The 25597-nt window shown below is 69.9% G+C and carries 20 protein-coding genes and 3 pseudogenes; 13 read left to right on the top strand and 10 right to left on the bottom strand.

What is annotated here, in order from left to right; translation table 11 throughout:
- The 3 genes from A6P39_RS09935 to A6P39_RS09925 form a co-directional block, all read right to left on the bottom strand.
- Entirely contained in the window at window positions 1-912 is a 912-nt protein-coding gene (locus A6P39_RS09935) for an urea amidolyase associated protein UAAP1 (RefSeq protein ID WP_067044560.1), read from the bottom strand.
- Window positions 913-974: 62 nt separating this feature from the next.
- Window positions 975-2579, bottom strand: coding sequence for an amino acid permease (locus A6P39_RS09930; RefSeq protein WP_067044557.1), 1605 nt, complete (start codon window positions 2577-2579; stop codon window positions 975-977).
- Between the two features lie 351 nt (window positions 2580-2930).
- Window positions 2931-3053, bottom strand: a complete 123-nt coding sequence (locus A6P39_RS09925) for a hypothetical protein (protein WP_267893303.1) — start codon at window positions 3051-3053, stop codon at window positions 2931-2933.
- 647 nt (window positions 3054-3700) lie between these two features.
- On the opposite strand from A6P39_RS09925, the gene A6P39_RS09920 reads away from it, so the two are divergent.
- Window positions 3701-3841, top strand: a complete 141-nt coding sequence (locus tag A6P39_RS09920; RefSeq protein ID WP_159396006.1) for a hypothetical protein — start codon at window positions 3701-3703, stop codon at window positions 3839-3841.
- Between the two features lie 110 nt (window positions 3842-3951).
- On the opposite strand, the pseudogene A6P39_RS09915 reads toward A6P39_RS09920, so the two are convergent.
- Window positions 3952-4710, bottom strand: a pseudogene (locus A6P39_RS09915) (PP2C family protein-serine/threonine phosphatase); the annotation flags it as partial.
- A 130-nt stretch (window positions 4711-4840) separates the two neighbouring features.
- On the opposite strand from A6P39_RS09915, the gene A6P39_RS09910 reads away from it, so the two are divergent.
- From A6P39_RS09910 to A6P39_RS09885, 7 genes and pseudogenes are all read left to right on the top strand, one after another.
- Window positions 4841-5416 carry a hypothetical protein gene (locus tag A6P39_RS09910; protein ID WP_067044543.1) on the top strand — a complete coding sequence of 192 codons (576 nt, stop codon included), beginning with the start codon at window positions 4841-4843 and terminating at the stop codon, window positions 5414-5416.
- Window positions 5417-5482: 66 nt separating this feature from the next.
- Entirely contained in the window at window positions 5483-7030 is a 1548-nt protein-coding gene (locus A6P39_RS09905; RefSeq protein WP_079133309.1) for an SDR family oxidoreductase, read from the top strand.
- A gap of 73 nt (window positions 7031-7103) precedes the next feature.
- Window positions 7104-8480, top strand: coding sequence for a cryptochrome/photolyase family protein (locus A6P39_RS09900; protein WP_067044674.1), 1377 nt, complete (start codon window positions 7104-7106; stop codon window positions 8478-8480).
- A gap of 693 nt (window positions 8481-9173) precedes the next feature.
- Window positions 9174-10043 (top strand): helix-turn-helix transcriptional regulator, encoded by an 870-nt coding sequence (locus tag A6P39_RS09895; protein ID WP_067044540.1) that lies wholly within the window; start codon window positions 9174-9176, stop codon window positions 10041-10043.
- Window positions 10040-10935: pseudogene (locus A6P39_RS45465) on the top strand (aldo/keto reductase); the annotation flags it as partial. The gene A6P39_RS09895 and the pseudogene A6P39_RS45465, both read left to right, overlap by 4 nt.
- Before the next feature lie 60 nt (window positions 10936-10995).
- On the top strand, window positions 10996-11790 hold the full coding sequence (locus A6P39_RS45460; protein WP_067044671.1) for an alpha/beta fold hydrolase: 795 nt from the start codon (window positions 10996-10998) through the stop codon (window positions 11788-11790).
- A 185-nt stretch (window positions 11791-11975) separates the two neighbouring features.
- Entirely contained in the window at window positions 11976-12347 is a 372-nt protein-coding gene (locus tag A6P39_RS09885) for a class I SAM-dependent methyltransferase (RefSeq protein ID WP_079133308.1), read from the top strand.
- Here A6P39_RS09885 and A6P39_RS09880 read toward each other — a convergent pair.
- Window positions 12277-12603, bottom strand: a complete 327-nt coding sequence (locus A6P39_RS09880; RefSeq protein ID WP_079133307.1) for a lysylphosphatidylglycerol synthase domain-containing protein — start codon at window positions 12601-12603, stop codon at window positions 12277-12279. The genes A6P39_RS09885 and A6P39_RS09880 overlap by 71 nt on opposite strands.
- 106 nt (window positions 12604-12709) lie before the next feature.
- Between A6P39_RS09880 and A6P39_RS09875 the strand changes: the two genes are divergently transcribed.
- Window positions 12710-13981: a hypothetical protein gene (locus A6P39_RS09875; RefSeq protein ID WP_443052846.1), complete on the top strand. Its 1272-nt coding sequence runs from the start codon at window positions 12710-12712 to the stop codon at window positions 13979-13981.
- Window positions 13982-14116: 135 nt separating this feature from the next.
- On the opposite strand, the gene dacB is transcribed toward A6P39_RS09875, so the two are convergent.
- Both dacB and A6P39_RS09860 read right to left on the bottom strand, forming a co-directional pair.
- Window positions 14117-15331 (bottom strand): D-alanyl-D-alanine carboxypeptidase/D-alanyl-D-alanine endopeptidase, encoded by a 1215-nt coding sequence (gene dacB, locus A6P39_RS09870; RefSeq protein WP_234378772.1) that lies wholly within the window; start codon window positions 15329-15331, stop codon window positions 14117-14119.
- A 412-nt stretch (window positions 15332-15743) separates the two neighbouring features.
- Window positions 15744-16799 carry a LacI family DNA-binding transcriptional regulator gene (locus A6P39_RS09860; protein WP_067041076.1) on the bottom strand — a complete coding sequence of 352 codons (1056 nt, stop codon included), beginning with the start codon at window positions 16797-16799 and terminating at the stop codon, window positions 15744-15746.
- 149 nt (window positions 16800-16948) lie between these two features.
- Here A6P39_RS09860 and A6P39_RS09855 point away from each other — a divergent pair, with 149 nt between their 5' ends.
- The 4 genes from A6P39_RS09855 to A6P39_RS09840 all read left to right on the top strand — a co-directional run bounded on the left by A6P39_RS09855 (window position 16949) and on the right by A6P39_RS09840 (window position 21077).
- Window positions 16949-18067, top strand: a complete 1119-nt coding sequence (locus A6P39_RS09855; RefSeq protein WP_079133189.1) for a substrate-binding domain-containing protein — start codon at window positions 16949-16951, stop codon at window positions 18065-18067.
- Window positions 18068-18232: 165 nt separating this feature from the next.
- The gene (locus tag A6P39_RS09850; protein ID WP_067041074.1) at window positions 18233-19267 is read left to right on the top strand and encodes an ABC transporter permease; all 1035 of its coding nucleotides are present in this window, start codon (window positions 18233-18235) and stop codon (window positions 19265-19267) included.
- On the top strand, window positions 19264-20046 hold the full coding sequence (locus A6P39_RS09845) for an ATP-binding cassette domain-containing protein (RefSeq protein WP_079133188.1): 783 nt from the start codon (window positions 19264-19266) through the stop codon (window positions 20044-20046). The genes A6P39_RS09850 and A6P39_RS09845 overlap by 4 nt, the downstream gene beginning before the upstream one ends.
- A gap of 17 nt (window positions 20047-20063) precedes the next feature.
- Window positions 20064-21077, top strand: coding sequence for an aldose 1-epimerase (locus A6P39_RS09840; RefSeq protein WP_067041064.1), 1014 nt, complete (start codon window positions 20064-20066; stop codon window positions 21075-21077).
- An 80-nt stretch (window positions 21078-21157) separates the two neighbouring features.
- Here the strand turns inward: A6P39_RS09840 and A6P39_RS09835 are convergent.
- The 3 genes and pseudogenes from A6P39_RS09835 to A6P39_RS09825 all read right to left on the bottom strand — a co-directional run.
- Window positions 21158-21340 (bottom strand): annotated as a pseudogene (locus tag A6P39_RS09835) (dihydrofolate reductase family protein); the annotation flags it as partial.
- Window positions 21341-21480: 140 nt separating this feature from the next.
- Window positions 21481-21900, bottom strand: a complete 420-nt coding sequence (locus A6P39_RS09830; protein WP_159395978.1) for a hypothetical protein — start codon at window positions 21898-21900, stop codon at window positions 21481-21483.
- Entirely contained in the window at window positions 21897-25523 is a 3627-nt protein-coding gene (locus A6P39_RS09825) for a CHAT domain-containing protein (protein ID WP_067041060.1), read from the bottom strand. The genes A6P39_RS09830 and A6P39_RS09825 overlap by 4 nt, the downstream gene beginning before the upstream one ends.
- Window positions 25524-25597: the final 74 nt, after the last annotated feature.

The raw sequence follows: 25597 nt of genomic DNA, 5'->3' as shown, positions 1-25597 counted from the left end.
TCACAACCCCCGGGCTTCGCAGTAGTCGACGGTGTTGAGGTACGCCCGGTGCAGTTCCGGAGTCGCCGTGAACCGCGGCTCGCCGGGGCCGGTCGGGGCACCACGCCAGGCGTGCACCCGCAGTGGGCCGACTACATAGCCGGGACGAGGATCCAGTGGGTGGGCGACATTCGCGACCAGCACCAGCAGGGGCATCTCCGCGACGAGTTCGACATGCGTGCCCGCCCCCGCGCTGCCCTGCCAGGTCAGGGTGCCGTCCGGTTCGACGCGCACGCCCTGGAAGAAGGACAGGCTGGGTGGCAGGTCGCGCCGGGTCAGACCGTGCTTGGCGGCGGCCTTGAGGAAGAGCCCGCGGCCGGACGGCGACGGCCCCTCGGGGCGGGCGTCACCGTACTTGCGCTCGTTCCAGGCGTCGGTGGTGGTGCCGCAGAAGGCGTCGTGCCGCCCGGAGGAGTCACCGCTGACCACGGCCAGGACCCGGCCGTCGCCGGAGAGCAGCGGATGGTCCTGGCCCGGATACGCCTGCCACGGCACCTTCTGGGTGTCGGCGACGTTCAGCCGCTCCACCGGCTCCAGGGCGTTGAAGAGCAGCAGGTGGGCGCAGGCGTCACCGCTCGGGTCGTCGAAGCGCAGCCGCGTACCGCGAGCAAGGATCTTGTGCGTGTAGCCGCCGGGCGCCACTGTCTCCGCCCACACCAGGGCAGCCGGGTCCACCCCCGGCGGGCAGTACGGGCTGTCCGACGCCGGAAGGTACGGCATCCACGCGCCGGCCTGCCCGCCCTGGGCGCGGGCGTCGTCGCGGGCGCTTCGGACGCTGTCGGTCAGGTGCAGATCACGGGCGCGGGCGGGAGCCTGCCCGGTCGCGTAGCGGCCGTGCTGCGGTACGGCCGTCGAGCTCTCGGTGGTGGTCATGGATGTCCCGTCGTCGCTTCGTCGGTACGTCATCGATGCGTCCCCTCACGTCACACGGGCCCTCAGGCGGGCTCCGCGACGGCCGGCGTGTCCAGGGGCGGCTCGATGTGCGTGTGCGGTACGTGCCTCAGCTCGATACGGCGGTGCAGCCGGCGGGCGAGGAAGTAACCGGCACCGGCGGCGAGGCTGAGCCCGATGAACAGCGGGGCGCTCCACCGCAGCCACCAGGTGCCGCCGGTGAGGTCGTAGATCTCCGCACGGGGCCAGATCAGGTTGACCGTCATGCCGGTCTGGTAGAGCACGGCGAGCGTGTTGACCGCCACTCCCCACCGGCCCAGCGAGAACAGGGGCCGGCCGGTCTCGTCGACGCCCGCCGGCAGCCCCCCGCTGCCCCTTCGCCGGATCCGGGTGACCAGCAGGGGCACCGTCACGCCCAGATAGGCCAGGTACAGCAGGGCGATGCAGAGGCTGGACAGGGCGGTGAAGATCGCCGACTGGCGGATGTTGACCACGAGTGCGATCGCGGCGCCGACGCCCACCACGATCGACGTGATGATCGGCGTACCGGTGCGGGCCGAGACCTTGCCGAGGTGCCGGTGGAAGGGCAGGGCGCCTTCGCGCGCCATGGAGTACATCATCCGCGCCCCGGAGGTCTGCACGGCCAGGGTGCACGCGAACACCGCGACCGCCACGCAGCACAGCAGCAGGCGGCCCAGAACCCCGCCGAGCCGGTCGGTGAGCACCCAGGACAGACCACCGGCTGCCAGTTTTCCGTCGGTCAGGCCGCGCGCCGCCATCAGCCCCGACAGGATCAGCAACGCGCCGCCGACACCCGAGGTGATCAGGGCCCGCAGGATGGTCCGGGGAGTGGTTCTGCGCGGGCTGTGGGTCTCCTCCGCCAGCTCGCCGGCCGAGTCGAAACCGACCATCACGTACGCCGCCATCAGTGAGGACGCGAGGAAGGCCCCGAAGTAGCCGCCGTGGCCGGCCCAGCCGGTGGGGTGGGCCACCACCTGCGGACCCCGCTCGGGCAGGAAGAAGAGGATCAGCACCAGCGCGAGCACGCCGATGATCTCGACCGTGACGCCGAAGCTGGTGGCGGCGGCCATCTGGCGGATTCCCAGGATGTTCACCACCGTCGTGATCACCAGCAGAACGCATCCCAGCAGGACCGCGTTCTGCGCGCCGGTCGGGGAGGCGACCGACGGATCGGCACCCGGGCCGCCGACGATCTGGAAACCGGACCAGATACCGGGCAGCACCGCCTGCGCCGCGATCGCGGCCGCCGCGACTGTGAGTACCTGCCCGATGATCATGATCCAGCCGACGAACCAGCCCGTCGTGGTGCCGGTCAGTCGGCTCGACCACTGGTAGATCGCCCCGGATACGGGCCAGCGTGCGGCCAGTTCGGCGAAACACAGCGCGACGAGGAGTTGGCCCGCAAAGACCAGCGGCCAGGTCCAGAAGAACGCCGCGCCGCCGAGACCGAAGCCCAAGCCGAACAGCTGGAAGACGGTGGTGAGGATCGACACGAAGGAGAAGCCCGCGGCGAACGACGCGAAGCTGCCTACGCCGCGGCGGAGTTCCTGCGGGTAGCCGAAGTGGGCGTGGCCGGTCGTGCCACCGCCGCCAGGGTCCTGCGCAAGGGGGAGTTCGGGCCGGCCCATCGCCGCACCTCCGATCGGTCGACAGATACCTGTCGCTTGATAGGTATTGCGATCGTCGGCCGGACCGGTCTCACACCCGAGTCGGGGAAGTTAACTTCATGTATCTGCGGACACGCCTCGGATGTGACTGTATGTCAGCACTTTGCGGGTTTCCCCGCAGCGGATTCTCCCGCGCGAGACACAGGACCAGTTCTCGGCGCCAGCGCGGCAGCATCGCCGGGGTGACGAAGAGGCTGACCAACCACTCGCCTCCTCGCCATCCCGTCGCCGAATAAGCAGACCGGACGCTGGGACTACGCCCACGTCCGGTTCACCGGCGCGGGCAGGCGCGAGCGCTGACGGGTGCCCAGGTCAGCCGGTGGTCGTCAGGCGGGGGAAGAAGACGCGAACGGGCGGCAGCAGCCCGGCGAGCGACAGGAGGATGAACACCACTTCGAACGGGGACCCTGCCGCACCCGGCATCTTCAGGGTCAATCGGACCTTTGGGGCGCAGCGATCACAGGAGACACCAGGCATGCCATTGAGTCGATGAAGTGTGAGGTGTTTCACGCCCCTGGTGAGGGGTGCAGTGATTGACATGCTTATGCCGTAACGGGGTGCTCCGCTCGGCAAAGCGGCACCCCAGCACGGGGTGGCCCAGTTACCCGCTTCGTGACACGGACACCGCCGCGTTGAGCCGCGGTCGCTCCGACCCGTTGCGACGATCGGAGGGAAGCAGAGCCATGACCACGTCCGCCGCTGCCCCGGGGGAACGTCCCCCCTCGGCCTCGATGCCGGACCGGACGCGAATCTACGAAGGCCTCACCGCGCCGCCGCCGTCCGCATCGCCTTCGGACTCGTGTGGGCCGTCGACGCGTCCTTCAAACGGCTACCGGGCTTCATCCGCGGCAAGACCCTGAGTGACGAACTCGGCCAGGGAAGTACCGTCCACGCACCGGTCCTCCACCAGTGGATCCAGGCCTGGCACGCCGTCGCCACCGCCTCGCCCCAAACCTCTGCCATCGACGCCGCGGTGATCGAGTCCTTCATCGCCTTATGTCTGATCCTCGGACTGTTCAGTACCGTGGCCTTCATCGGCAGCGCCCTGCACTCGCTGGGTATCTGGTCCACTGCCGAGGCCGTTGGTCGCCTTCATCGTCGCCTCACTCGCCCTGCTCCACTGCTACGCGGGCGCCACCTGGAGCATGGACACCGTCGTACGGCCCCGTCTGGGCCACCTCGCCTGGCTCAGGAGCCCAACGCCCCGGCCGGCCACCCCGTGACACCGACCGATCGCTGAACACGCCTGCCGGGAACTTTCACCGTGCCTCCTCCGTTCGCCCACGGGGGTTGTCGCACCATGCGTTCCGTATCTGTGTCGGACACCTGCAGCGGCGCGGCGGGCTCCGCGCAGGGCATTGACCGTGAGCGTGGCCAGCAAGGCGGAAGCGGTGTCATGCCCCATCGCGTCAGTGATCGAGAGATACAGCCTGTGCTGGTTGAGGGCGTAGTCGTAGGTGTCACCGCCGATGGCGTCGGCCGGGACCAGACCGCAGGCCAGGGTGAACTGGGCCGCCTCGCAGCAGGAGGCCGAGGGCAGTAGCAGGAGGCCGAGGGCAGTAGCTGGTGCTGGATCTCCGCGGCAAGACTCACCTCAGTGGTGCGCCGACCCCAGTGGTAGAGATCCGTGAAGCGGCGGTCGGTGACCACGATGTATGCGAGCGCGTGCGCTGCGTGCACGACCGCGTCGCGGACCGTGTCGTCCGCGTGCGGCACGACCAGGTCCAGTACGCCGATGCAGTCGCCGCGGTTCGTCACCGGCCGCCAGAATCCGGCACCCGCCCTCCCCGTCCTCCTGGTGCAGGCGCTGGCTGCGCAGGACCCGGTCATGGACGCTGCCCGCCGGCTCGCATCTCTCCGCCTCGCCGCGCGTCTGCCCCGCCGTACCGGCTCTGGGCAGGCGCACGGCTTCCTGCCCGATCAGGTCGACGAACAGGAACGACACCTCTGTCGCCGAGAACCGTTTCTCCAGGTTTCGGGCGACCACATCCACTGACTCCACCGGCGCCGCATCCTCCGCTGCCCGCAGCACCTCGTCCAGGCCCAGACCCGTGCGCCCCGAGTTCCCCCAGCCTGCCCTCGAACACGCCATCGGAGACCGGACGCACCAGGGCCCCGGAACCGGATAACGCTTGCAATAACGCCTGCACGGGGGCATATGCGGTGTGACATCGGGAAACTCGGGGCTCACACCCCTTGAGGACGCGTGGAGGGAGCAGGAGATGAGCCAGGTCAAGACAGGTTCGTCGGATCTTCCGCAGCCGTTCCGGGCGGTCGGCTCCGGGCTGCGCCGGCTGCCTGGAGCCCAGCAGGTGAGCAAGGCCGGCGACAGCGTGCTGCAGTGGATCGGAGCGATCTCTCCACGCGGTCGGCGGGTGGCGGTCTATACCGGAGCCGGGGTGCTCGGCGTCGCCGGGGTGGTGGAATGGCCCGTGGCTCTCACCGGCGCGGCCGTGGCGTGGCTGACCCAGCCGGGCGCCCGACGAGGCGCGCCGGAGGAGGCGGCCCAGGCCAACAGGGCCGGAAACGCCGAGAACGGCCAGGGCGGTAGCCGGCCCGGTGCAGCCGGCGCCGTCCCTGCCCTCACGGACTCCACCGACACCTTGTCGCAGCACCACGGCCCCGGCGACAGGCTCGCGCCCTCCCACTTTCACCACGAGAGCCACCCGCACGAGCAACCCGCCAAGGTCGGTGACTCTGCCACGGCATCGGCGCTGAAGCAGGTCGCCGAAGCCTCGGCACACCACCGGGAACCGGACTCGTCCAGCGGGCATTCGCCGGAAGCTCGGCCGCGCTGACATCACCGAGCGCCGACTCCGCGCGGTGCGGTGCACCGGCGCACGACGAGTACAGGGACGGTACCCGTGGCGGACGAAGCGACCAAGACGACGACCGGGGGCAGGGAGACGGCTCACGACGCACCGACCTGCCTGGTTACCGGTGCGAGCGGCTATATCGGTGGTCGGCTCGTGCCCGAGCTGCTGGACGCCGGGTACCGGGTACGCTGCCTGGCGCGCACGCCGGCCAAGCTGCGAGACCATCCGTGGGCCGGCCGGGCGGAGGTCCTCCAGGGCGACGTCCTCGACGCCGCGTCGGTGGCACGGGCGATGGACGGCGTGGACATCGCCTACTACCTGGTGCACGCGCTCGGCACCGGCCGAGACTTCGAACAGACCGACCGCGAAGCGGCCCGCGTCTTCGGCGAGCAGGCCCGCCGGGCCGGCGTCCTCCGCCTCGTCTACCTCGGCGCGCTGACCCCGGAAGGGGTTGCCGAGTCGCATCTCTCCCCCCACCTGCGTTCCCGCGCCGAGGTGGGCCGCATCCTGCTCGGCTCGGGTGTGCCGACCGCCGTCCTGCGCGCCGCCGTCATCATCGGTTCCGGCTCGGCCAGTTTCGAGATGCTGCGCTATCTCACCGAGCGGCTGCCGGTGATGGTCACCCCGCGCTGGGTGCACACCCGTATCCAGCCCATCGCTGTGCGGGACGTCCTGCGCGTCCTCGTGGGCTGCTCCCGTCTGCCCGCCGACGTCAGCCGCGCCTTCGACATCGGTGGCCCGGAGGTGCTCACCTACCGGGAGATGATGCAGCGGTACGCCGCCGTCGCCGGGCTGCCCCGGCGGCTCATCATGCCCGTGCCCGTGCTGACACCTGGACTGTCCAGTCAGTGGGTCGGCCTGGTGACCCCGGTACCGGCCTCGATCGCCCGCCCGCTCACGGAGTCCCTGCGCAACGAAGTGGTCTGCCGGGAGCGGGACATCGAGCGGTACCTGCCCAGTCCGCCCGGCCATCCGCTCGGCTTCGACCAGGCAGTCGCCCTCGCGTTGCAGCGCGTCCGGGAAGCCCAGGTGGCCACGCGCTGGTCCTCGGCTTCCGTGCCGGGCGCCCCCAGCGACCCGCTGCCGACCGATCCGGACTGGGCAGGCGGCAGCCTGTACGCCGACGTCCGTGAACGCGAGACCGATGTGGCGCCGGAGGCGCTGTGGCAGGTCATCGAGGGCATCGGCGGTGAGAACGGCTGGTACTCCTTTCCCCAGGCCTGGGGCGTGCGGGGCTGGCTCGACCGCCTCGCCGGCGGCGTCGGCCTGCGCCGGGGCCGGCGGGACGCCCGCCGGCTGCGGGTGGGCGACTGCCTGGACTTCTGGCGGGTGGAGGAGATCGAGCGCGGCCGGCTGCTGCGGCTGCGGGCCGAGATGCGGCTGCCAGGCCTGGCCTGGCTGGAGATGCGCGTGGACGGCCACGGCCGCGGACCTGTCCGATACCGGCAGCGAGCGCTGTTCCACCCGCGCGGACTGCTGGGTCACCTGTACTGGTGGAGTGTCTCTCCCTTCCACGCGGTCGTCTTCGGAGGCATGGCGCGTAACATCGTGGGCGCCGCCGCTCGCGCCCAGTACGACCATGCCCCGCACAGCTGAGCCCCTGGCGACCGGCCGCACCGCGTCCGGGAGCGCCGCGCCGCCGCACATCAGTGGAGAGAAGTTGAAGCTCATGCGCGTCTCGGTCGTCCTGTTCACCTCCGACCTGCGCCTGCACGACCACCCGCCGCTGCACGCGGCGCTGAAGTCCGCCGACGCGGTCGTCCCGCTCTTCGTGCGCGACCTGGCCGTCGAAGCTGTCGGGTTCGCCACGCCGAACCGCAGCGCCTTCCTCGCTGACTGCCTGGCCGACCTGGACGCCTCCCTGCGCGAGCGCGGCGGACGCCTCGTGGTGCGCTCCGGCGACCTGGTGGACGCGGTGGGTCGTACGGTGCGGGAGGCGGACGCCGACGAGGTGCACACGGCGGCGGCGCACAGCGCCTTCGCCACCCGCCGGGAGGACCGGCTCCGGCGGGCCCTGGAGTCCGGCGGCCGCCGCCTGTTCGTCCACGACGCGGTCACCGTGGCCGTGCCGCCCGGCGAGGTGACCCCCTCCTCGTCGGACCACTTCGCCGTCTTCACGCCGTACTACCGGCAGTGGGCCCAGGCCCGTCTGCGCACGGCGGTGGCCGCCCCGCGTCGCGTGTGCGTGCCCCACCACGTGAACGGCGAGCCGGTGCCCGCCCGCAGCGAGGTCACCGGGGTCTCGCCCGCCCTGCCGCCCGGCGGAGAGACCGAGGGGCGCAAGCGGGTGACCGCCTACTGGCGGCACGGCCTGGACACCTACGAGGCCACCCGGGACGACCTGGCTGCCGACGCCACCTCCCGGCTCTCCGTGCACCTGCATTTCGGTACCCTCTCCCCGGTGGAACTGGTGCACCGGGCCCGCCGTCGCGGCGGACCGGGCGCCGAGGCGCTGGTACGGCAGCTCGCCTGGCGTGACTTCCACCGTCAGGTGCTCGCCGCCCGACCAGGCGCCGCCCGGGCCGACTACCGCACCAAAGGCGACCATTGGCGCACCGAGCGCACGGCGAAGGCCGACATCGATGCGTGGCGGGAAGGTCGTACCGGCTACCCGGTGATCGACGCCGCAATGCGGCAACTGCGCCACGAGGGCTGGATGCACAACCGGGCCCGCCTGCTGACCGCGAGCTTCCTGACCAAGACGCTCTACGTCGACTGGCGCATCGGTGCCGCCCACTTCCTGCACTGGCTGGTCGACGGCGACATCGCCAACAACCAGCTCAACTGGCAGTGGGTGGCCGGTACCGGAACCGACACCCGGCCGGGCCGGGTCCTCAACCCCGTCATCCAGGCCAAGCGGTACGACCCCGACGGCACCTACGTCCACCGCTGGGTGCCCGAACTGAGGAACATCGACGCGCCTGCAGTGCACGAGCCGTGGAAGCTCCCCGGAGCGGACCGGGCAACGCTCGACTACCCCGCCCCGATCGTGGACCTCTCCGAGGGCCTGGACAGGTTCCGCCGGGCCCGCCACCTGCAGGAGTGACCCTGGCCGACCGGCACCGGCGGCTCGGCTACCAGCTCGGCCAAGAGCGGGACGGCGGTGAGTGGTTGCGGGCTGGGCCTGCAAGCGGCGGCGAAGCGGGTCGATGAGCGCGAGCGCGGTCCATGGTGACACCGAACCGTTCCATCGTGTCGACCGGGATGCCCACGCGTCCTACGCGCGCGTGCTCGGCGAGGTCGTTGACGAAGTCGAGCCGCCGGCTGCCCTCGATGAAAGTCCGGCATGCGGCTCGGTACCGCAGATCGTCGTCTTCCGGCGTGAGCAGTCCCGCGGCCGAGGCCGCCGAGCGCGCTCCGCAGGGGCGCTCGCGCCGCGAGGCGGGCGCCCCCCGTCAGCTCAGAGACTGGGGCTTCCGCGGTGCCGCCCACGTCACGGGTACCTTGGCCATTGGCCTGAGCGCCGGTTCCGCGAGCGCAGGCACAAGGCCCTGTGCTCCCTGTGCGCTCAGTGTCACTTCCGGTCATGCCGTCGACGCTAGGAGCGCCGCCGTGGGCCTGGGAGGGCGCGCCGCACCCACCCGGAAGTTCTGGCTGGTCGAAGCAGACTTCGCCTGCGAGTGCTCGCCGGCCGTGCGCTCGGCTGACGACAAGCACGCGAAGGCGAGGAGCGCCGGCCGGCCTGGGTGGGTGCGGTCCACCCACCCACATGTCCGAAAGCATGCCTAGCCTGGTCCGCATGGACGCAGACAACAGACTCGGTGACTATCTGCGTGCCCGCCGTGCCATGACCATGCCGCGGGACGTCGGATACCCCGATGACAGTTCGCGGCGGGTGCCTGGTTTGCGGCGGGACGAGGTGGCGCTGCTCGCCGGGGTGAGCACGGACTACTACATCCGGCTCGAGCAGGGCCGCGAGCGGCATCCGTCCGAGCAGGTGCTCCAGGCGATCGCTCGTGCCCTGCGCCTCGATGATGAGGCGGCTGCCCACCTGTTCCGGCTGAGCCTGCCCACCCCCTGGCCGTCGGTGCAGCCGACCACGACGGTCAGCCCGGACCTGCGTCGGCTGATGGACGGTATGCGTGACGTGCCCGCCTTCGTCGTCGGCTCCGCCCAGGACGTCCTTGCCGCCAACACGATGGCCCGCGAGCTCTACCGCGGTTTCGTCCGTTTCGACAACCTGCTTCGGATGATCTTCCTGGACCCCTTCGCCCGGGAGTTCTACGGAGACTGGGACGAGGCGGCAGGCATTGCCGTGAACAACCTGCGCGCGTCATCGGCGCGGTTTGCGGATGACGAGCGCATCGGTTGCGTCGTGGGCGAACTGAGCGTGCGCAGCCCCGCGTTCGCGACGTTGTGGACGCGCTACGAGATCCGCCCGCGCACGCACGAGGACAAGCACTTCCACCATCCGCAAGTAGGTGACCTGCACCTGCACTTCGAAGCGCTGGCCGTCACCAGTGCCCCCGGTCAACACCTGTCCGTCTACAGCGCCGACCCCGCAAGCGCCGGCAGCGATGCGCTGGTCCTGCTCCGGCGACTGGCCGAGCAGCGCGCCGCTTCAGCCGAACACGAAACCACGTCAGAGGAAGAAAACGCACCTTCATGACCGATTCCATTGCCCAGGCAGCCGGAAGCTTCAAATCGCCGGCAAGAAGGTCGCCCGTCTCGGCTTCGGCGCCATGCGGCTCACCGGCTTGGGCGTCTGGGGTGAACCCGGCGACCGCGACGAATGCATCCGCGTAATCCGCCGTGCCGGCGAACTCGGCGTCCAGTTGATCGACACCGCGGATTCCTACGGACCACACGTCAGCGAGGAGATCATCCGGGAAGCCATCCACCCTTACCCGAACGACGTGTTGATCGCCACCAAGGCCGGTCTCACCCGCAACGGGCCCGATGTGATCAAGACCGACCAGGGACTGGTCCGCCTCGGTCCCAAGGCCTGGCCGCCCGTCGGGCGTCCGGAGTACCTGCGCCAACAGGCCGAGATGAGCCTGCGGCGCCTCGGCCTGGACCACATCGACCTGTTCCAGCTTCACCGAGTCGACCCGAAGGTCCCGCTGGAGGAGCAGATCGGTGAGCTGAAGAACCTCCAGGACGAAGGCAAGATCGTCGCGATCGGCCTGTCCCAGGTGGCCGTCGGCCAGATCAGGTGGGCGCTGCGGATCGCCACCATCGTCACCGTCCAAAACCGCTACAACCTCACCGACCGCAGTTCCACCGACGTCCTCGACTACTGCACCCGCGAGGGCATCGGCTTCATCCCCTGGGCACCGGTGGGCGCCGGTGAACTCACCAGGCCGGGCGGACCGGTCGACCGCATCGCCTCCGCGCACGGGGCGACCTCGTCCCAGGTCGCACTGGCCTGGCTGCGCGCAGGATCCGAAGTCATGCTGCCCATTCCCGGTACGTCGAAGGTCGCTCACCTGGAGGAGAACATCGCGGCGGCGAAGCTGAGCCTGAGCGCCCAGGAGATCGACGAACTCACCGACGCCGCATGCCCGTCCGCAGCCGAGGCCGCCTGCCCGCGTTCTCCTTCTCCCGAAAGGCCCCCATCGATGCTGCTGCCCGCTGATCAGGCAGGTCAAGGGCGGACAGTGGTGCTGCTCCACGCCCGCCCCACGGACCGGACCATGTGGAGCGCGCACCTGCCCCTGCTCGCCGAGGCCGGCGTCCGCGCGATCGCCCTGGACCTGCCCGGCCATGGTGAAGCGATCGTGCACCACCAGCCCAAGGTCGCGCCATGGACGGACGTCCTCGACACACTCAACCACCTCGGGGCCGACCGCTTCGTGCTGGCCGGAAACTCGCTCGGCGCGCTGGTGTCACTCCAGGTGGCGGTGACGGCGTACGACCGGGTCGACGGTCTGGTCCTGGTGGGCTACCGACCGCACGATCAGGAGCCCTCCGAGCGCCTCCAGACGGCCTGGGACCGCGAACGAACCTCACTCGAAGCCAATGACATCGACGCTGCCGTACAGGCAGGGCTCGAGGCATGGACCTTCGAGCACGCAAACGACGAAGTGAAAGCGCACGCGGCCCGCATGCTGCGCAACCAACTGGAGACGCGGATCGCGCACAGCGAGCCCAACCAGGCCGAGGACCCGCTCAGCCAAGACCCGGACACACTGCGCACTCTCTCCCTCCCGGCGCTGGTGGCCGTCGGTGAGCACGACATGCCCGACTTCTTCCGCGGTGGGGAGGACCTGGCCCGTGACCTGGCCTCGGGCGACCTCGTGGTCATTCCAGGAGCAGGACACCTGGCACCCCTGGAACAGCCCGCAGCCTTCTGCGCACTGCTCCTGGAGTTCCTGAACCGCATTCCCATGAACTCAGTTTCCAACTCCAGCTGAAAACAAGGTGGTTGGCGAGCGCGCGGTCTGTGTCGGCTGCTTGCAATCACGCGCCCTCGCCCGCGCCGCGGTCGGCATCGAGATCGGTTACTGGCAGATTCCAGGCACGGCGTCCAAGGAGGGAGGGCATCGGTGGATCAAGGGCGTTCGCGTCCTGGTCGTGACTGTTGAAGATCCCAAAGGACATGGTCCGGCGCGGGTATGACACACTTTCACTCCTGTATGACGAGGCATACAACTCCGACACGAAGTGCCAGCCTTGGCTTGCCAGCCTGAACGCCAGGCTTGGGGAAGGCAGCAGAGTGCTGGATCTCGGCTGCGGCAGCGGAGTGCCGGTCGTGCGCGATCTTGCGGAGGCAGGACCCCGCGTCACTGGTGTCGACATCAGCGAGGTGCAGATCCGGCGGGTTCAGGAACTCGTGCCGCAGACGGCGATCCACCGGATAGCCGCCCGACTGGGACCTGAGGCCGGCGACGGCAGCAGCGTCAGGCGTAGCCCTTGCGCTCTACGGCGCGCAGGGCCAGGGCGCCCAGTGGGACGTTCAGCCAGAAGGTGAGCAGCCGGTAGACGAGCACGGCCGAGGTGGCTGCGCCGGCCGTGACGCCGAGCGCGGTGAGGCCGGCGATGAGGCCGGTTTCGAGGGCACCCAGTCCGCCGGCTACAGGAGCCGCGTTGGCGACGAGGCGTGCCGCCATGTATACGGCGCCGGCCTGGACGAAGGGAAGATCACCGCCGAACGCGCGCACGCTCAACGCGAGTCCGACGACCTGGATGAGGGGCAGGCCCAGCGCGCCCGTGACGAGGAGAGCCAGCTTGGCGGGATCGGAGGCGACCCCCGCTCCGCCGACACCTCACGAAGACCTCCACAGTGAGCAGGGGGCCCTTCGCGGCGAACATCCCGGCCGGTCCCAGAACCCCGTGATCAAGGTGGCGGACCTGGCCTGGCTGGAGTTCGAGAAGCCGGACCTGGACCGGGCCGAGGTCTTCGCGCGCGACTTCGGCTTCGCGATCGCCGCCCGCACCGAGGAGGCACTCTGGCTGCGCGGCACCTTCGCGGGCCCACCCTGCATGGTCGTCCGGCGTGGGCATGCGTCCCGCTTCGTCGGGCCGGCGTTCCGCGCGGACGAGCGCACCGACCTCGACCGGCTGGCCGCAGCCACCGGCAATACCGTCCGGGACATCAACGTGCCCGGCGGAGGGAAGTCGGTCTCGCTGCTCGACCCCTCCGGCCTCCCGGTCCGCGTCGTGCACTGCGGCGAACAGCTGCCCGCGCTGCCCGAGCAGAAGCCGCTGATCCTGAACTTCGGCACGGACCACCGTCGGACGAACGCCACCCAGCGGCCCCCGCGCGAGCCGTCGCGCATTCAGCGCCTCGGTCATGTGGTGCTGGAGACAAGGTCGTTCATGCGCACCCTGGACTGGTACCTGGACACCCTCGGGATGATCGTGTCCGACTTCCTGTTCCTGGACGGGCAGCGTCAGCGCGGGCCGACGATGGCGTTCATCCGCTGCGACCAGGGCAGCGTGCCGGTCGACCACCACACACTGGCCATGGCCAAACTGGGCATCGAACCCTCCGCGCACGATCTGTCCGCCGTCCGTGTCATCGGATGCACCGGCTCCGCCCTGCCCGCCTCCGCCTACCCGTGGGTCCGTGACCACGTGGGCGAAGGCATCCAACTGGCCTCCACCAGCGGCGGCACGGACGTCGTCTCCGGCTTCGCCGGAAGCGCACCCACGACCCCCGTCTGGGCAGGGGAGTTGTCCGCCCCCAACTTGGGCGTGGCACTGGCCGCTTACGACTCCGAGGGCACGCCAGTTCGCGACCAGGTCGGCGAACTCGTCGTCACCCGGCCCATGCCGTCGATGCCGCTGTACTTCTGGAACGATCCTGACGGCAGCCGCTACCGCGACGCCTACTTCGGCGCCTACCCGGGCGTGTGGCGGCACGGGGACTGGATCACCCACACCTCCCACGGCTCGCTCATCGTCCATGGCCGCTCCGATGCCACCCTCGCCAGGAGCGGCATGGGCGGGCGATGGGGGAGGGGCACTACCGCTGTCAGTCGGCCTGCTGCTCGGCCGGCCGCAGCCCAGCGGTCCACTTCTCCTCGATCCGCCCGAGCTTCCACACGGCCAGCGCAGTACCCCACGTCGCGAAGACAGAGTCCCACGATACGAAGCGGGTGATGTTGAGGTCCAGGCCACCGACCCAGTCCCAGAACGCGCCGTGCAGGCCGGCCTTGTCGGCGAGCAGGCCCAGCAGCTCGGCAGTGCCGACGATCAGCGCGACGGCGAGCCGTATCGCCGGTACAGCGGTCGGCGCTACCAGCAGCCCTCGACCGTGGCGGCGAGGCCGTCCAGGCCCTGGGTGACGGTGTCGGTGGGCGCTGAGCCGTTCTCGACGAATGCGAAGCTCTTCCAGCGGCCGTCCTCCCCCTTGGCGACCCCGGCCAGGGCGGACACATCGTTCAGGGAGCCCGTCTTGGCATCGACCTTTCCTACGGCGCAGGAGGCGGGCGCGGTGGTGAAACGGCCGTAGGAGGTGCTGAGGGTGCCGTCAACGCCCGCGACCGGCAGACCCTTCAGGATCGGCCACAGCTTGTCCTGGTGCTGGGTGTCGACGGCGAGCCCGGCGATGGCGGAGAGAGCGTCGGCGGTCATCCGGTCGCCGCGGGACAGGCCGCTGCCGTCGTACTCCTGCACGCCGGTGAGCGGTATGCCGTACTGGACGAGCACGGCGTGGACCGTGGCGGTGCCGCCCGCGAAAGTGGCAGCCCGGCCCTGGCCGAGCGCGGTGAGACGCAGCAGGCCCTCGGCGATGTCGTTGTCGCTGTGCTTGAGCATGTATTCCACGGTCGTCGACAGCGGCTTGGACTGATGGGTGGCCAGAACCGTGCTGCCCGACGGTGACTTGGCGCGCGCGGGCTTGCCTACCGTGATGCCGTGGGCGGTGAGCTGCTGGGCGAAGTACTCGGTGGCGGTGAGCGCGGTGTCCTGGGTGTTGTTCCCCTCGATCCGCAGGGCTCGGACCGGAGCTACGGTGTCCGGGTAGTAGCCGCTGCTCCAGCCGGTGGCGAGACTGGGGGCGGCGAAAAGGTGGTCGTCGATCATCAGCCGCACCGAGTGGTGGCCCTTGGCCTTCAGTGCCTCGGCGGCGGTGGTGGCGAGACTCTTCAGGTCGGCGGAGCTGAGCTGCTGATCGCCGCCGCCGACCAGATACACCGTGCCGGAACGGTAGACGGCCTTGGTCTGCACGGTGTGGTGGGGACCCAGCACGGTGAGCGCGGCGACCGCGGTCGCCAGCTTGTTGGTGGACGCGGGCATCAACCCCTTTGCGTGGTTCTCGGACCACACCGTCTGCCCCGAGGCGACGTCCCGGACCTCGCCCACCACATTGCTGCCCAGGTGGGCGTCGCCCACCCGCTGGTTCAGCTTCCCGGCCATGGCCTTGTCGGCCGCCGTCAGCCCGCTCGCCGCCGATGCGGAGGCGGCGGTCACGGCCATCGCGGCCACCACCGGAGCCGCGATCACGGCCACCCGCCGGCCGGTCCTCCCGTTTGTCCTGTTCCTGCCACGCGGAAGCGCATGCCTGCCCAAAGCGTTCTCTCCTTCACCTTTGCCGGTCCGCCACCGGCCCTGAAACAATGAGCCTCGCCTCTCTGGCGGGCCCCTGCCGGCCCGGGTCCGTCCCGTACGGCGAACATATGATCCCCTGCTCACGACCGTCCCGAGTGCGTTTTCGTCTCGGTTCTGCAACTGCGAGCTTCGGGACGGGTGTCGCGCGGCAGCGCCGTATCTCGCTCCCGGCCAACGGCCGGGAGGTTGTGCCGCTCGAAAAGTCGTCGGCGCAGGTCACGCGGCGTATGACTTCCCCACCATCATCTGCTCGGTCCGCGACGAACTGCTCGCCCTCCCACCGGAAACGACCGCCCGCAGCGGACACCGGGCCTCAACCACGCGGCCCTCCGGCTGGGATCTCGCCGGAGCCCCGCTGGATCAGCCGGGTCGGCACGGTGACGGTGCGGGTGGGCGACTCGCCGCCGTCCAGCCTGCGGAAGAGTATCTCGGCGGCTGTCCTGCCCACCTGCTCGACGTCCTGGGCGATGACGGAGATGCCCGGGTTGAGGATGTCGGCCAGGGGGAAGTCGTCGAAGCCCACCTGGGCGACGGTGTCCTGCAGGCCCATGGCGCGCAGCGCGCGGACGGCGCCTATGGTCACGAAGTTCTGGCTGGTGAACAGCGCCGTCGGCGGATCGGGCAGCAACAGGACCTGCTCGGTCGCGGCGATGGCGGCCTCCTCGCTGGACCCGACGTGGCGGACGATCTCGTCGTCGTAGTCGATGTGCGCGACTTCCAGGGCGTGCCGGTAGCCGTCGAAGCGCTGGGCGGCGGTGGGGATGGAGGCCTGGTCGCCGAGGTAGGCGATGCGGCGATGGCCGGCCTTCAGCAGGTGGTTGACGGCGGTGACGGCGCCCTGCCGGTTCTCGGAGACGACAGCGTCCGCGTCGAGCAGGCCGGCCTCGCGGTCGACGAAGACCATGCGGGTGCCGGTGTGCTGCTCGCTGATCAGGTAGCTCTGGTCGCGTCCCGCAGGGACGATCACCAGGCCGTCGACCCGGCGGTCGATGAGCGCCTGGGCCAGTTCCCTTTCACGGGCTGGGTCCTCGTCGAGGCTGCCGACCAGCACCAGCACTCCGCGTTCCCGGGCGACGTTCTCCACGGTGCGGGTCAGGACGGCGGAGAAGGGGTTCGCCGCGTCCTCGACGAGCATGCCGATGGTGGCGGTGCGGCCGTCGCCGCGGCGCAGGCTGCTGGCCGTGAGGTTGGGCCGGTAACCCAGTTTGTCGGCGGCCTCACGGACCCTGGCGACGATCGCCGGATCGACGGTGGGGACCCCGTTGAACACGCGCGAGACGGTCTTGATGGCCACTCCGGCCAGCGCCGCGACCTCACGCATGGTGGGGCGGCTACGGGTGGACCTGGGCGCGGCCTCGCCCTGAGTCATCGTTGTCTCCAACCGGTTGTGCGTTACCTACTCGTTGCGCACGCATGTCTATCAGCGCCTTGACGGGCTCGTCCATACGGGCCCAGTATCTCGCCAAGTCAACGTTGTCTCAGCGTCGGCCGAGGGACGGGCCTGAAAGGGATCAAGCCATGAACATCTCCACCAGCCAGGTGCCGAGCCGCCGCAGTCGGCGTACCCGGGCGGCAGCGATCGGTGTCACCGTCTGCCTCGGCGCCACGCTCGCGGCCTGCGGTTCCTCCAACGGAAGCTCCTCTTCGGGCGGCGGCGGCAAGGTGGGTGTCTCGCTGATCCTGAAGACGCTCACCAACCCGTACTTCGTGAGCATGGAGAAGGACGCCAAGACCCAGGCGGCCAAGGACAACGTGAGTCTCACGGTGGCTGCGGGTAACAGCGACGGCGACACCCAGACCCAGATCACCGCCATCGACAACGCCATATCGCGAGGCGACAAGGGAATCCTGATCACCACCAACGGCGATGCCGTGAACGCCGCCCTGAACCGGGCCAAGCAGGCAGGCCTGTTCGTGATCGCCCTGGACACCGCGCCCAACCCGCCCAGCACCGCGGACATCACCTACGCCACCGACAACGAGCAGGCGGGCAAGCTCGACGGGCAGTACGCGGCGGCCGCCCTGAACGGCAAGCCGGCGGTCGTCGCGATGCTCGACCTCTTCAACAACCAGGTCGTCTCCGTCGACATCAACCGCGACCACGGCTTCCTGGAAGGCATGGGCATCGACCCCGGCAGCAAGACCGAGAACGGCAAGGAAGCCAAGTCCGGCAAGTACACTGGCGGCAAGGGCGGCAGCTACACCATCGCCTGCCACCAGCCCACCCAGGGCGCCATCGACGGCGGCCGCACCGCGATGGAGAACTGCCTGTCGGCCAACCCGGACATCAACGTCGTCTACGCCATCAACGAGCCCGCGGGCGAGGGCGCGTACAACGCCCTGAAGGCGGCCGGCAAGGACAAGAACGTCGCGATCTACGCGATCGACGGAAGCTGTGCCGGCCTGAAGAACCTCACCAGCGGCGAGTTCGCCGCCGACGCGGTGCAGTACCCGGGCAAGATGGCGGCCCTCGGCGTCAGCTCCGTCGCCAAGCTGGCCCGCGGCGGCAGCAAGCCCAGCGCGACCAACGGCAAGTCCTTCTACGACACCGGCACCGCACTCGCCGCCGCAAAGCCCCTCGGCGGCCTGACCGTCCAGTCCCCGTCGCAGGCCGCCTCCGCCTGCTGGGGCAGCTGACGCCCCGAGCGGGTGCCACCGCCCCCGACCGGGCGACTGCCGCCGAGTCAGGCGACTGCCCCGAGCCGGGTGCGGCGCTGGAGGCCACCGTGATGGCACCGGCGTCGCACCCGCACCACACGAGCCCATGAGCCCGTACCAGGGAAGACACCGGAAGGACCCCCTGTGACCACTCACGTGGACCCTCAAGCCGCACCGGCACCGGCGGAGGAGTTCCTCAACCGGCCCGCCACCCTCAGCCAGCGCATCCACTCGGTGCTGCACCGTCAGCCGGCGCTCAGCCCGGCCATCGTCCTGGTGCTCGCCGCCGTGGTGTTCTCCCTGGTGAACGAACGCTTCTACGCGTTGCAGAACCTCTCGCTCGTCGCCCAGCAGGTGGCCGTCATCGGTTCCCTCGCCGTCGGCCAGACCGTCATCATCCTCACCGCAGGCATCGACCTGTCGATCGGCGCAGTCATGGTGCTCGCCTCGCTGCTGATGTCGAAGCTCGTCGCGGACAGCCACTGGCCCGGCTGGCTCGCCCTGCTGGCCGGCGCGGTCGTCGCGATAGCCGCCCAGGCCGTCAACGGGCTGCTGGTGACCAAGATCAAGCTGCCGCCCTTCATCGTCACCCTCGGCACCCTCAGCGTCTTCACCGCGATCACCCTCATCTACGCCAAGGGCCAGACCATCTCGCTGCAGCCGGGCAACATCCTCATGTGGAGCGGCCAGACGGTCTCCCTCGGCCAGCTGAACCTGACCTACGGCGTCCTCCTCATGATCGCCCTGTACGCGGTGGTCGGCTACGCCCTGCGCTACACCGCCTGGGGACGCCACCTCTACGCGGTCGGCGACGACATCGAGGCCGCCCGCCTCGCCGGCATCTCCGTCAACCGTGTCCTGCTCAGCGCCTACATGCTCGCCGGTCTCACCATCGCTGTCGCGGCCTGGGTCCTCGTCGGCCGGGTCGGGGGCGGCGACCCCAACAGCGGTCTGAACGCCAACCTGCAGTCCATCACCGCCGTCGTGATCGGCGGCACCAGCCTGTTCGGCGGACGCGGCGTGGTCTTCGGCTCGCTGATCGGCGCGCTGATCGTCCAGGTCTTCGTCAACGGCCTTGCGCTGGCCGGCATCGACCCGAACTACCAAGTCCTCGCAGTCGGCGTCCTCGTGATCGCGGCTGTCTCCGTCGACCAGTGGATCCGGAGTGTGAAGTCGTGACGACCGCCACCGCCCCCGTTCTCGAGGCCAAGGGCCTGGTCAAGGTGTTCGGCAGGGTTGTCGGCCTGAACGACGTCGACCTCACCCTCCACCCCGGCGAGGTCCTCGCCGTCATCGGCGACAACGGCGCCGGCAAGTCCACTCTGATCAAGTGCCTGTCCGGGGCCCTCGTACCCGACCAGGGAAGCATCCTCGTCGATGGCAAGGAGGTCCACTTCAAGCGACCCCAGGACGCCCGCGACGCCGGCATCGAGACGGTCTACCAGACCCTCGCCGTGGCCCCCGCCCTGGACATCGCCAGCAACCTCTTCCTCGCCCGCGAGATCCGCCGCAAGGGCATCCTCGGCTTGGTGTTCCGGATGCTCGACACCGGCGAGATGAAGAAGCAGGCCGCCGACCACATCAAGCGGCTCGGCATCGGCACGCTGCAGAACATCAACCAGGCGGTGGAGACGCTCTCCGGGGGCCAGCGCCAGTCCGTGGCCGTCGCCCGGACCGCGGCCTTCGGCGGCCGGGTGGTGATCCTCGACGAACCCACCGCCGCCCTCGGCGTCCGCGAGACCGGCCAGGTCCTCAAACTCGTCCGCGACCTGCGCGACCAGGGCCTCGGCGTCATCCTCATCAGCCACAACATGCCCAACGTCTTCGAGGTCGCCGACCGCATCCACATCCAGCGACTCGGCGGTTGCGCCGGCGTCATCACCCCGCAGTCCCACTCGATGGAGGACGCGGTGGCCATCATGACGGGCGCGAAGAAGCTCGCCCCCGAAGCGAGCTGAAGGGAACACCAGGGGACATGACCGCCGAGTACCGGATCGTCGAGGACCGCCTCGGCGGTGAACCCACCCTCGTCGTCTCCGCGCCGGACGATTCGGCGCGTGCCGTCCTCGCCCTGCGCGGAGCGACCCTGCTGAGCTGGCAGGTCCGGCACGGCTCGGCAGGTCGGCTGAAGGAGCTGACGGACGGCTACCGCGACGAAAAGGAACTCCTCTCCCAGGACGGCGTACGCGCCGGCCTGATGGCCCCCTTCACCAACCGCATAGCCGACGGCCGCTACCGCTACGACGGGCACGACCACGACCTGCTGCCCGGCCGCCTCGGCGACCGCACGATCTACCACGGCTTCGCCCGCGAAACACCGTTCGAACTCGCCCACGCCACCACGACGGCCGACTCGGCCCGTCTGCTCCTGCGCACCACGAGCATCCGACCGGGCCGGTACCCCGGCTACCCGTTCGCCCTCGACCTCGAAGCCGAATTCACCGTCACGGCACGAGAGCTGAGCATCGAGATCCGGGCAACGAACGTGGGCGACGCCACTGCCCCCTGCGCAGTGGGCTGGCACCCCTACTTCACCCTGTCGCGCCCCATCGACGACCTGGTACTGCACATCCCCGCCCACATCCTCATCCGCACCGACCCATCCCTCATCCCACTGCCCGGCGCCGACGCCACGCTCCCCTTGGACCACTGCCCCGAGGCGGACTTCCGGGCACCGAAGCGACTCGGCGGCGCGGTCGTCGACGCCTGTTACGCGGACCTCACCCCCGGCCCCAGCGGCCGGATCGAGACGGTGCTGACCGATCCGGCGACCGGCGAGGAACTGCGGGTCTGGCAGTACGGGGGATACGTGCACGTCTTCACCGGAGACACCCTGGCACGCGACCGGCGCGCCTCCATCGCGCTCGAACCCGTCGAGGCGATGACCAACGCCTTCAACCGCCCCGACCACACCACCGCCCTCGCCCTGGAACCCGGCCGACGCCGCGAGTTCAGCTTCGGCGTCACCTATGCGCCTCCGGCAACGTGACAGTGGACGGGACGACGCGCGCGACGGTCGCTGTCGTATACGACATCACCGCGAGGATAAAGCGTGTTGGGCGCTCCTGCTCAGCGCCTCGTCTCGTACCTGTTCAGGACCACGCCGCCGGGAAACGTCCGAGTCTCCACCAGGTTCAGGTTCACCCAGCTGTCCAGCGCGGTGAAGAACGGCGTGCCGCCGCCCACCAGGACCGGATGGGCGGCGATCACGTACTCGTCGATCAGCCCGGCGCGCATGGCCGCCCCGGCGACACGGACCGCGTACCGGACCTTCGGATGCCCCCCGGTGGTCGCGGTGCGCAGGCCGTCCCGGGCCCGGCGGATCCGGTCGGACAACGGGGCGCGCGGCTCGCGTGGGGCGGGCGGTGCGTAGGGGCCGCCGAAGTACGGGATCAGCAGGAGGGCGGCGGCCCACAGCGACCCGGCGAGGAGAGAGACAGGTGTTCGGCCGTTCCGATGCCGGGCTGCGGGGTCGTAGCCGTGATCATCGCGATCAGCGGGGTCACGGCCACGCCCGGCAGCGGCACGATCAGGGACAGCACGATCGAGGCGAGGACGGTCGCCCACAGCCGGTCGGTGACCAGCAGACCGACGCCGGTGGCGGCGGCCAACGGCGCGGCGCGCGCGAACAGTTGGCGGCTGCGGCCGCGCAGTGTCTTCTTCGGTACGACGATGGCGGTGAACCAGGCGGCGAGCGCGACCCTCCCGGAGACCCACAACACCACGTGTTTGTGCACCAGCTCCTCCACCACGCCCACACGTTCCTCGCAGCCGTCGACGACGACGGCCGGCCCCGCCACACGCCACGTCATGCACACGACTTCGATCGAATGCCCTGAGAAATGCCGGGGTTGCCGATGCCGATGTGGATGAACGGTGCCCAGCGGGTCGGGTGGCGCGGATAGCTGTCACGAATGCGGCGGGTCGCGTGGTGCAGAGCCACCGCGCTCAGATCAGGTCGTATGACGCCGGTGACCACGATGTCGCGGTACACCTGCGAGAAGATCGCGGCGGCCGAGACATCCCACACCCACCACAAGGTCGCGACGACGTTGCGCCATCCGGTGTAGTGCAGTGCCGTGGCGATGCTGACGGCTTCATCGGCGACTGCGGCGCCCCCGGTCGCTGTCATGCAGGCCGACAGCGTCACCAGTTCCCCGCCGCGGTGGCCGGACACGAGTTCAGGCAGGGACAGCTCGCCGTCGTGGACCAGGAGACTGGCCTCCGACGGCTGGGCAAGGTTCTGGCTGCCGTGGCAGCTGAGGTGTACGTACGCGTGCTGTCCCAGCGCGTGCCGGACACGGGAGCGCGTCGCTGCGCCGTTGTGGAGGATGGTCAGGTTCGCAGCGGGGATCGACTCCCTGAGCTGGGCGGTCTCTACGGCTGTACTCTCCAGCGGGTCCAGTCCTGCGATGTCGTCGACCGTGACGACAAGTACGTTCTGGGAGGACGGGCCGGACGGGCCGGGCGAGGGCCTTTCCCCTCGCAGCGCGCGCAGCGTGGGCGTATAGGACGACACGACCCGATCGAGAACCGAGGAGCCGGCCCCCGCGCCGTGCACGCCGGCCGCGTGCAGCGGCAGTACGGTCAGCGGCCCGGTCGGGCACCACCACAATCGAGGCCAGGGCTCCTCGTCCGCGGGCGGGCCGTGGTGGCCCAACGCGCTGAGCACGGGCTCGGTGATGGCCTCCCACAGCCAGGCCAGAGTGCTCTCCACCGCCCTTTCCACGTTCAGCCGTTCTGCCAGCGAACCCGCCTGTTCGTACCGGACGAACGCGTTGACGTACGCATTGGCCCGGTCGATGACGTCTTCGTACGTGCAGCCCAGGCCGACCGCTCTCAGGGCACTGGTGGTGACGATGATGGCAACGCATCGCCACCTGCTCACGTTGAGGATCGCCACCGGCCCGTTGGCGGTGGCCGCCTTTATGTCATGTACGGCCATCGGCCTGAGGAAGGAACTGAATCCCGGCAACTCCCGGATCTGGGACACGAGTTCGTCCCAGCGATGTGCCAGACGAACCCGGCGGTCGACGATGCCCGGCCAGCCCGGCTCGTCCCGCGACGGCGTCGCCTCCAGCGCCCCGCGTATCTCCGTCAACTCGTGTGCGAACGCCGGATGACTCTGCTCGAGCATCTCGAGGTCGGAGCGTGTGTCCAGGAGCTGTGACCACAGCACAGCCCGGCCGTGTTCGAGCACCTCGACCGCGGTGTCGAGATCACCGGCTTCGACGGCGCACGCGGCAGCGTCGCTGGCCAGTCCGGGCCACTCGGCAAGCAGGTTCTCCCCGTCCGCGCGGTCCAGGCCGCGCAGCGCGAGCAGCGGCAGCAGTTCCACGGCGCTGTGGTAGGCGTCGGCCGCCGCCTCCCAGCGGCCGAGGCCGGCCAGTGTCGTACCAAGGGTCTCCGCGGCCGCGAGGCGTGGCCCCAGGGTGCCTGACCCCATCTCGGCGGCGCCGCGCAGGAGAGCGATCCCCTCTTCGGTGTCGGCTGTCCCACCGGTCGCGCCGTCGCGGGCGATCAGTGCGTTTGCCAGGACCAGGGCGCTTCGCACCGCCTCCGGATGGCCCTCCGGCGTGCCCTGCAACGCTTCACGGCTGAGGCCGATGGCGCGATCCAGGGCATCGGCGTCGTCGAGCGAACCCTGGCGCAGCCAGTAGGCCGACGCCAGGTTATGGGCGTACTGGGCCCAGTTGGGGTTGGTTCTCAGCGCCTCGGCCAGCGAACCTTCACCGGCGGCTATCGCGCCGTCGATGTCCCCTGACGCACCGGTGAGGGCGAACCGCGTCGTGAGTGCGAAACAGATGTGGGACAGCGACATCGCCCGGTTCGGACTCATCGAGGGCGAGGCGTCGGCCGCATCGTGGAAGTACCCCACCGCCTTGTCCAGGTCGTCGGTGTCGTCCTTGAGACGGCCTCGGGTGACCAGCGCGGCGCCCACGGTGTTGAGCACCACCGCCCTGTCCACGTTCGTGGCAGCGCCCCGGTCCACGGCCGCGATGCCCGCCTCGATGCATTCTTCGAGGTCGTCGGCCATGCCGACCGCGTCGTACCGGGTCTGCAGAGCCCCGCACAACGTGTTCAACGCCAGCACGTGGTACACGTTTCCCTCGGGGGTCGCCGCGAGAGCCTCGCGAGCCATCTCCACCGCGCTGTCGAGATCCTTGATCGCCCCTGTGTGCATGTAGCGGATGCGCAGCGGCCCGGCTGCGTTGACGAGAAACAACGGCCGGTTGGCGGCTTCGGGACCGCACCGGGCCACCGCGCTCTTCGCAGCCTCGATGGCCTCGTCGAGGTCGGCTCGTCGCCCCCTGACGGTGTAGAGCTGCATGAGGGCCCAGGCGAGGTTCGAAGGGAACTGGGCCTGCCCTGTGACGTCGGCTTCGCGGTTGACGGATTCACGCCCGACGGTGACTGCCTCATCCAGGTCGTCGACGTCGTTGTAGGCGATGAACCGCATCAGCAGTGCCCCGCTCAGCATGCTGAGGTAGCCGGCCAGGTCGGTGTCGTCGGCGGCGGACAGCCCTACGGCGCATCGCGCGGCCGCTATGGATGCGTCGATGTCCTCGCGCTCCTTGCGGGCCTCGAAACGGCGGCGCAGGGACAGCCCCAGGAGGCTGTGGACCGCCGCGGACACGTCCGGCTCCGCTCCCAACTGGGCCAGACGGCGGGTGATGAGGAGGCACTCCTCCAGGCCCGCGAAGTCGCCGAACTGCTCGAACCGCAGGTGCAGCAACTGCGCGAGCAGCAGGCCTCCCAGCACCTCCCCTTGACTTCCGGCCGGCTGGCGTGCGGCGGCTTCCCGGGCGGCGACGACCGCCTCGTCGACCTCGGAACGCGTGCCCAGCACCGACTCCGTCCGCAGCGCCAGGGTGCCGGCGAACATCGTCAGGAAGTCGCGGCGTCGCTCGCCGTCAGCCTCCAGTGCCAACGCCATGCGACAGAGTTCGACGGTGCTTCGCAGGGTGACCAGGTCCCCCTCGCGCCAGCCCACGACCACCAGTTTCTGGGCCTGCTCCACCCAGTCGGCCGGGCCGAGCCCTTTGTGTGCTTGGGCCGCGTACATCAGATCATGCAGTTCCGCGGGGACCATGTCGCGCGCGAGATAGAACATGACCGAGTACAGCCGTGCCGCAGCGTAGTAGTCCGGACCTTTCGGCTCCGGACTCGTGCGGTGCCTTTCCCAGTAGAGCTGGGCCAGGGCGTGCACCGCACGCCACTTCGTCGGTCCGGATCCGATGATGCGGACGAACCGGGCCTGCAGCAATCCGCTGGCGTGCAGCTTCGACACCGAGCCGGCGAGCGCTGCCGCATCGGCCTCGATCTCCTCATCGAAGAGCAGGGCTGGATCGTGCCGGTCGGCGTACGCCTCCAGCCGGGCCCGGACCCGTGCGGTCAGCCTGCGACGAAGGCGTCGGTTCGTGAAACTTCGCACTATGCCCCCCGGCGATACGAACCCTTGGCACGATAGCTCCAACGGACACGGCTCGCCTTTCGTCCGTCAGACTT

The organism is Streptomyces sp. FXJ1.172 (assembly GCF_001636945.3).
Classification (GTDB): domain Bacteria; phylum Actinomycetota; class Actinomycetes; order Streptomycetales; family Streptomycetaceae; genus Streptomyces.
The sequence above is the reverse complement of the archived record's forward strand: the minus strand, read 5'-3'. Positions and strand labels throughout refer to the sequence as shown.